The sequence below is a fragment of the Kitasatospora sp. NPDC085464 genome (assembly GCF_044541955.1).
Lineage (GTDB): Bacteria > Actinomycetota > Actinomycetes > Streptomycetales > Streptomycetaceae > Kitasatospora.
In genome coordinates, this window is record NZ_JBITTM010000064.1 from 3,650 (window position 1) to 8,196 (window position 4,547).

Sequence of the window (4,547 nt, forward strand, 5' to 3'; positions counted from 1 at the left end):
CGGGTGGTCCGGTGGTCCGGTGGTCCGGTGGTCCGGTGGTCCGGTGGTCCGGTGGTCCGGTGGTCCGGTGGTCCGGTGGTCCGGTGGTCCGGTGGTCCGGTGGTCTGGTGGTCTGGTGGTGCTGGGTGCCGGTCCGGGTTGTGCGGGTGGTTGTGGTGCTTGGTGTGCGTTGTCCGGCGGGTGGCCGGGGGTTTTGTGGTCCTGGTCGGGTTTGTTGCTGGGTGTGTGGTGGGGGTGCCGCGTGGGTGGTGCCTGGCTTTTGTTCCCGTGTCCGGTCGGGGGTTGTGTGGTGGGTTTGTGGTCCCGGGGGTGGGTTGTCCGGCGGGGCTGAGGTGGTGCCGGGGTGGCGGGCATGTAGGCCTGGTGGTGCGGGGTTCTGGTGCGGGGCTGGTGGTCGGGTGCGTGGGCCTGGTGGTGCGGGGCTGTTGGCCGTTTGTGGTGCTTGGTGTTCTGTGGGTGGTCGCGCGGGGCTGGGCTGTGGTGCGGGGTGCTCTGGTGTGTGGTGCGGGGGCCGGGGTTGTGGTGCCTGGCTTGGTTCCTGTGTGCGGCTGTGGGTTGTGTGGTGGGTTTGTGGTCCCGGGGGTGGGTTGTTTGGCGGGGCCGTGGTGGTGCCGGGGTGCTGGGTGCCGGTTTGGGTGGTGTGGTGGCCGGGGTGTGGTTTGCCTGTTCGGGTTGTCGTGCGGGGTGGCCCAGGGGCGGTGTTTCGCCTGTTCTGGCCTTGTCGGGTGCTGGTTTGGTGGGGTGGCCGGCCTGCCGCCCGGGTGGGTCGGGCGGCGGGCCGTGGTGGTGCCTGTTGTGGTGCGTGGTGGTGCTTGCCTCTTTGTTGCTTGGTGTGGCTGCCCCGTGTACCCCCGGTGGCTGCCCGTGTGCCCTTGTGGTGCCCCGTGCCCCGTGCCCCGTGCCCTGTGTCGCGTGCCCTGTGTCGCGTGTCCTGTGTCCGGCGCTGGGTGCCCGGTGTTCTGATGTCCCGGGCGTCGGCGCGGTGTGCCCCTGTGGTGTCCCCCAGTGTTCTGATGCCCGGTGATGTCCCGGGTCTTGGTACGGGGTGGTGTCCCGTGTCCTGTGTCCCGTGCCTTGGCGTCTGGTGTCCTGTGCGGCCCGTGTCGTGGCACCTGGTGTGCTGTGCGGCGCCGGGCGTTGGTGGCGGGTGGTGTCCCGTGTCCCGTGCCCTGTGCCCTGTGTCCCGTGCCTTGGCGTCTGGTGTCCTGTGCGGCCCGTGTGTTGGCATTTCGTGTGCTGTGCGGCGCCGGGTGGTGCTTTGTGTCCCGTGTCCTGGTGCCCGGTGTTCTGTTGTCCGGTGCTGTCCGCGGGGTTTGGTGCCGGCTGTCCGGTGCCTGGTGTGGCGTGGCCGGCCGGGCCGGGGCTGGCCGGGTCGCGGGGTGGCGGGGTGGCGGGCGGGCCTGGTGTGGCGTGGCGTGGCGTGGCGGGGCGGGGCGGTCTGGCCGGGCCGGGCCGGGGCTGGCCGGGTCGCGGGGTGGCGGGGTGGCGGGCGGGCCTGGTGTGGCGTGGCGGGGCGGTCTGGCGGGGCGGTCTGGTCTGGTCGGGGGGTGGGGCTGGGGTGTCCGGTGCCTGGTGTGGCGGGCTGGCGTGGCTGGGGCCGGCGGGCGGGGCGGGGGGCGGGGCGGGGGGGTTAGGGGTTGGTGTGGTTGGTGTGGGTGGTGGTCTGGTAGTTGCTGATGTCGAGGTGGCGGGTCTGTTTCCGGAATCGCCAGGTGTAGGTCGGCCAGATCGAGGGGTTGTTCCCTTGGGTGTCGGTGTACCAGCTGGTGCAGCCGCCGTTGTTCCAGACGGTGTTCTTCAGGCGGTTCTGGACGTTGTGGTTGTAGGCGTTCTGGGCGTCTTCGCGGACGTCGATGCTGGTGATGTGGTGGGTGTCGAGGGTTTTCAGGGCGTCGAGGATGTAGGTGATCTGGGCTTCGATCATGACGGTCTGGGAGGAGTGGCCGAGGGTGGTGTTGGGTCCCAGGATCATGAAGAGGTTGGGGAAGCCGTGGATGGTGGTGCCGCGGTGGGCGGTCATGCCGTGGGTGTTCCACGTGTCGGCGAGGGTGGTGTTGTCGCGGCCGTGGATGCGGTGGGCGATGGGGCGGTTGGTGGCGGTGAAGCCGGTGGCGAGGATGATGGTGTCGATGTCGCGTCGGGTGCCGTCGGCGGTGGTGATGTGGGTGGGGCCGATGCGGGTGATGGTGTCGGAGACGATGTCGACGTTGGGTTGCTGGATGGCGGGGTACCAGGTGTTGGAGAACAGGAGGCGTTTGCAGCCGACGGTGTAGTCGGGGGTCAGGCGCTGGCGCAGGGCGGGGTCTTTGACGCTCTTCTTGAGGTGGCCGGCGGCCATGTTCTTCATGCCGGTGGTGCGGGAGGGGCTGGACATGAAGAACGCGACGATTTCACGGCCGTGTTGGTTGAAGGCGCGGCGGAAGCGCTGGTAGCCGGGCAGGTGGCGCAGCATCCAGGTGTGGCGGGCGGTGTTGGGCTTGTCGGGTTTGGCGGCGACCCAGGGGGGTGTGCGCTGGTAGAGGTCGAGGCGGGCGACCTGGGGCTGGATCTTGGGGACGAACTGGATGGCGGAGGCGCCGGTGCCGATGACGGCGATGTTGCGGCCGGTGAGGTCGTGGTCGTGGTTCCACTGGGAGGAGTGGAAGACGGTGCCGGTGAAGGTGTCGAGGCCGGGCAGGTCGGGGGTGGCGGGGTTGGAGAGGTAGCCGGTGCCGGTGACGAGGATGCGGGCGGTGTAGCGGCCGTGGGTGGTGCGCAGGTTCCAGTGCTGGTGGGTGTCGTCCCAGCGGGCGTCGAGGAGTTCGTGGCCGTAGCGCAGGTGGGGGTCGACGCCGTAGCGGGTGGCGCAGGCTGTGAGGTAGGCGTGGACTTCGGCCTGGGTGGCGAAGGTGGATTTCCACTCGGGGTTGCGGGCGAAGGAGAAGGAGTAGAGGTGGGCCTGGACGTCGCAGGCGCAGCCGGGGTAGGTGTTGTCGCGCCAGGTGCCGCCGAGGTCGTCGGCGCGTTCGAAGACGAGGAAGTCGTCTTCTCCGCGGCGTAGGAGGCCGATGGCGGTGCCGAGGCCGGAGATGCCGGCGCCGATGACGGCGACTTTGAGGTGGCGCACGGCGAGGTCGCCGCTGGCCGCGGCGGCGGGCGCGGTGGCGGTGTCGGCGGTGGTGCCTGCGGCCGGGCCGGCGGGGCCGGCGGGGCTGGTGGGGGTGGTGGGGGTGGTGGGGGTGGCCCCCGCCGCCGGGGCGGGGGCTGCGGCGGTGGTGCCGGTGGCCGCGGGGGTGGTGGTGCGGTCGGGGGCGGGGGTGGTGGTCATGGCGTCGGTGTCCCTTTGTCGCGGTTGGCTTGGGGGTGCCGTTCGGTGGCCCGGCAGGGGGGCGGGGTCAGGCGCGGCGGGTGAGGGTGACGCGGAAGTTGTTGAAGATGTGGTCTTCGAGGGTGTAGGCGAAGATGTCGAGGTAGCGCTCGAAGCGGGCGACGGTGGTCTCGTCGGTCATGGCGACGGCTTCGTCGCGGCGGGCGGCGAGGAGCTTGAGCCAGGCGCGGCAGGCGCGGGCGAAGGACTCGGGCTCGTTGCGGATCTCGGTGACCTCGAAGAGGCCGTCGAGGCCGGAGGCGAGTTCGGGCAGGCGCGGGATGTGGCAGCCTTCGAACTCCTCGCGCTGGAGGAACTTGAGGTCGTCCAGGAGCTGGCGGCGCAGCGGGGGGTTCTCGACGGTCATGGTGTGCAGGACGAACCGGGCGCCGGGCTTGAGGAGGGAGTGGATCTGCTTGAAGAAGACGCGGTAGCGCTGGGTGCGCTCCTTGGGGGTGAGGGAGGAGAGCACGAAGTGTTCGAGGGCGTTGATGCAGAACGCGGCGTCGTAGGCCTGCTCGCCGTCGGCGAGGCGGTGCTCCTCCCAGCTCTCGACGCGGGCTTCGATGGCGGGGTTGCCCAGGGCGTGGACGAAGTCGGCCTGGGTGCGGGAGAGGGTGACGCCGACGGCGCGCTGGACGCCGTGGACGGTGGTGAGGCGGTTGAGCATGGTGCCCCAGCCGCAGCCGACGTCCAGGACCTTGGCGCTGCCGGCGGCGCGGGCGAGGTCGGTGAAGGCGTCGAGCTTGCGTTCCTGGGCCTCGTCCAGGACGGCGACGAGGTCCTCGCCGTCCTCCCAGTAGCCGCCGGAGTACATCATGGTCGGGCCCAGGATGAGGCGGTACAGCTCGTTGGGGACCTCGTAGTGGTGGCGGATGGCCTCGACGTCGGGGTTGATGGAGCGGGCTTCGACGGTGGTCATGGGATGGGGCCCCTCGAATGTGGTTGGCGGGTTGGGGGGAACGGGGTGCGGGCGCCGGCACACGCGGGGTGTGCGGCGCGGGCACGGGGTGCGGGTGCGGGCGGCCGGCGCCGGGGCCGGCACCTGCGCGCTCCCGGACACCGGGCACGTACGGGTGGTGCGGGGTCGTGCGGGGTGGTGCTGTGCCGTGCCGGCCGTGTGGTCCGGGCCTGTCGGCGTGTGACGCCGCGGGTGTGGACTGTGCGGGCCGTACGGGCCGTGCGGGCCGTGCGGGGTGGT

Annotated in this window: 2 protein-coding genes; both read right to left on the minus strand. The window is 71.2% G+C overall.

Annotated features, from left to right (window positions below):
- Positions 1–1,630: 1,630 nt before the first annotated feature.
- Positions 1,631–3,307, minus strand: coding sequence for a flavin-containing monooxygenase (locus tag ACIGG8_RS37620; RefSeq protein WP_396553105.1), 1,677 nt, complete (start codon positions 3,305–3,307; stop codon positions 1,631–1,633).
- 67 nt (positions 3,308–3,374) lie between these two features.
- A complete protein-coding gene (locus ACIGG8_RS37625; RefSeq protein WP_350519291.1) occupies positions 3,375–4,268 on the minus strand; it encodes a class I SAM-dependent methyltransferase in 894 nt (297 codons plus the stop codon).
- Positions 4,269–4,547: the final 279 nt, after the last annotated feature.

Bases quoted from the DNA above. Each gene is read 5' to 3' on its own strand.
- ACIGG8_RS37625 (WP_350519291.1), bottom strand. From the start codon at position 4,268: ATGACCACCGTCGAAGCCCGCTCCATCAACCCCGACGTCGAGGCCATC.
- ACIGG8_RS37620 (WP_396553105.1), bottom strand. From the start codon at position 3,307: ATGACCACCACCCCCGCCCCCGACCGCACCACCACCCCCGCGGCCACC.